This window comes from Bifidobacterium sp. POST2/T3 (B1), assembly GCF_058197115.1.
In genome coordinates, this window is the sequence record NZ_JBVPQK010000338.1 from 1 (window position 1) to 2,826 (window position 2,826).

Annotated in this window: 3 protein-coding genes; 1 reads left to right on the plus strand and 2 read right to left on the minus strand. The window is 62.6% G+C overall.

From position 1 onward, the window contains the following. Positions 1-852, plus strand: an 852-nt coding sequence (gene hemH, locus AC0AP0_RS11275) for a ferrochelatase (RefSeq protein WP_490430532.1), incomplete at its 5' end; no start/stop codon positions are given. Between the two features lie 91 nt (positions 853-943). Here the strand turns inward: hemH and tal are convergent. Continuing rightward, positions 944-2,053 (minus strand): transaldolase, encoded by a 1,110-nt coding sequence (tal, locus tag AC0AP0_RS11280; RefSeq protein ID WP_024628055.1) that lies wholly within the window; start codon positions 2,051-2,053, stop codon positions 944-946. A 155-nt stretch (positions 2,054-2,208) separates the two neighbouring features. Beyond that, on the minus strand, positions 2,209-2,826 hold a 618-nt coding region (locus AC0AP0_RS11285; protein ID WP_490430533.1), incomplete at its 5' end, for a transketolase-like TK C-terminal-containing protein.

Genomic DNA, 2,826 nt, shown 5'->3' on the forward strand with positions numbered 1-2,826 from the left:
TACACCAATATCCGCCATGGGCAGGAGCCGCCCAAGCCGCTCATGGACCAGCTGGTCGGCCGCTACAAGGCCATCGGCCTGCCCTCGCCCCTGGCCAGGATCACCAAGGCCCAGCGCGACGGTCTTCAGGCTGCGCTGGACAAGGCCCACCCCGGTGCTTACAAGGTATACGAAGGGCTGAAGTATATCGCTCCCTTCATCAAGGATGCAGTCGACCAGATTGCCTCCGATGGCATCACCAGGGTCATTGGCATACCCCTGGCCCCGCAGTACTCCTCCTATTCGAGCGAGGACTACCACAACCGCGCCCGCAAGGCCGTCGAGGCCCATCCGGGTATGGAATACCTGCCCGTGCGGTCCTGGTGGAACCACCAAGAGCTGATCCATTTCTGGAGCGACCAGCTGGTTGCCAAGAAGGGGCTGACCGACCGGCCGGACACCAAGGTGATCTTCAGCGCCCACTCCCTGCCCCTGCGCATCATCCAGGGAGGGGACCCCTACAAGGATGAGGTCATCGGTCTGTCTAATGCCGTGGCTCAGGCAGCTGGCCTCAATGAGGATCAGTACGTGCTGGCCTGGCAGTCAGCAGGCCGTACCCAGGAGCCCTGGATCGGTCCTGATTTCGTCACCGTAGCCAAGGATCTGATCACCAAGAGCGGCATGAAGACCATCGTCTCCGCCTCCATCGGCTTCATCGCCGACAACCTGGAGATCTGCTACGACGTCGATCAGGAGCTGGCCAAGGCCATCGAATCCGCCGGCGGCACCCTGACCAGGCTGAACATGCCCAATGACAGCCCCGCCCTGATTGCCACCCTGCAGCAGGTGGTCGAGGAGACCAAGGCAGAGTAACTGATACCAATTGTGCCCCGTCCGGTTTGAACCGAACGGGGCACAATCTTTAATGGCGACTACTGACAGTCAGCGACTGTCAGTCAAGCGCTCAACCGTTGACGCGGTCGATACCCTTCTGTACGTCGGAGAGGACCGAATCCCAGGAGTTGATGAAGGCGGCAACGCCATCGGCCTCCAGCTTGTCGGTCACGTCCTTGATGTTGATGCCCAGGTCTGCCAGCTTCTGCATAATCTGGTGGCTCTCCTCGTAGGTGCCCTCGATGGAGGGGGCGCCGTTGCCGTGAGCGGCCAGGGCCTCAAGGGTCTTCTCAGGCATGGTGTTGACAACGTCAGGGGCCACCAGCTCGTCCACATACTTGCAGTCGGAGTAGGCGGCGTTCTTGGTGCCGGTGGAGGCCCAAAGCGGACGCTGACGCTTAGCGCCCTTGGCTTCCAGATCGGCCCAGCGAGGATCCTTGTCGAATGCCTTCTCGAAAAGCTCGTAGGCCAGGCGGGCGTTGGCCACGGCGGCTTTGCCCTCCAGGGACTTGGCCTCGTCAGAGCCGTTGGCCTCCAGCAGCTTGTCCACTGCAGTGTCCACGCGGGATACGAAGAAGGAGGCAACCGAGCCGATGTGCTTCAGGTCCTTGCCGTTCTTGTCGGCCTGGGCGATGCCTTCAATGAAGGCGTCGATGACCTGCTGGTAGCGCTCCAGGGAGAAGATCAGGGTCACGTTGACCGAGATGCCCTTGGCCAGGGTGGCGGTGATGGCGGGCAGACCCTCCAGGGTGGCGGGAATCTTGATGAAGGCGTTGGGCCGGTCAACCTTGTTCCAGAGCTCTTCGGCCTGCTTCTCGGTCTCTTCGGTGTTGTGGGCCAGACGAGGATCGACCTCGATGGAGACGCGTCCATCCACGTAGTCGGTCTTCTCGGCAACCTCGCGGAAGATGTCGGTGGCGTTGCGCACGTCGGTAGTGGTCAGCTCACGGACAGCCTCCTCGACGGGGATGCGGCCCAGCTGCTTGAGCTGTTCGTCATAGGGACCCACCTGGCTCAGGGCCTTCTGGAAGATTGAGGGGTTGGTGGTCACGCCCACCACATTGCGCTCGGCGATCAGCTGCTGCAGATTGCCCGACTCGATGCGGGTGCGGCTCAGATCGTCCAGCCAGATCGAGACACCTGAATCGCTGGTGCGCTGGGTGTTTGCATTTTCTGCCATCTTGTCACTCCTTATTTGGGTTCCCGATGGAATCACATTTACTATGCACTACCGGGAAGTATTTTGCTGTATTCCCGCAGGCCGCGTTTCGGGCGTGCCTGCAGGGGAGGGGGCCGGCGTCGCGGACGGCCCCCGATTTGTCATGAACGCCGGGTTCAGCGGGCCCGACGGACTTCCTCCAGGGAGGCCTGTGCTGCTTCGACCACATGATCGGCGGTAATGCCCAGGTCGCGCATGTTCTCGTCGCCGCTGCCCTGCAGGCCGAACTGCTCGATGGAGACGGGCTTGCCATAGCTGCCCAGGTACTTGTACCAAGGCGTGGCCAGTCCGGCCTCAACGGAGACGCGGGCCTTGACGGAGGCTGGCAGAACGGCTTCCTTGTAGTCGTCGTCCTGCTCCTCGAACCACTCCAGAGAGGGCACGGAGATGACGCGGGCCTTGACGCCCTGCTCGGCCAGGGTCTTGGAGGCGGCCACAGCGTGCTGCACCTCGGAGCCGGAGGCCATGATCAGCACGTCGGGCTGGCCCTCGGTGTCGACCAGCACGTAGGCGCCCTTGCGCACGCCTTCACGGGCCTTGGCCTTGGTCTCTTCCAGGGTGGGCACGCCCTGCCTGGTCAGGATCATGGCCGTGGGGTGGGTGTTGTCCTTCTCGAAGAAGGCGCGGTAGGCTTCAGCGGTCTCGTACTGATCGGCGGGGCGCACAACCTCCATCTGGGGGATGGCGCGAATGGCGGTCAGGTGCTCGATGGGCTGGTGGGTGGGGCCATCCTC